Annotated in this window: 1 pseudogene; it reads right to left on the reverse strand. The window is 72.6% G+C overall.

The features are described 5' to 3' along the window. Positions 1 to 215: pseudogene (locus NFJ07_RS25875) on the reverse strand (HNH endonuclease); the annotation flags it as partial.

Genomic DNA, 215 nt, shown 5'->3' on the forward strand with positions numbered 1-215 from the left:
CCGGGCGGGTAGAGCCGCGCCCTCGAATCGGCGCCGACAAGGTCCCCGCTTCCCGGAGCGGTGTACAGGCGCCGGAGCCAGACCTTCAGATCCGGGCCTTGCCCGTCCTGGCCGCGTTTGGTGTTGCCGGTGTTGTCGGCGAGCAGTGTCCGGGCCCAGCCGGCGGGGACGATGCCGTAGCCGGGGAGGCGGGCGGGTTCACTGTCGCCCTGGAA

Origin of the sequence: Arthrobacter sp. B2a2-09, assembly GCF_027587375.1 — a bacterium.
Classification (GTDB): Bacteria; Actinomycetota; Actinomycetes; order Actinomycetales; family Micrococcaceae; genus Arthrobacter.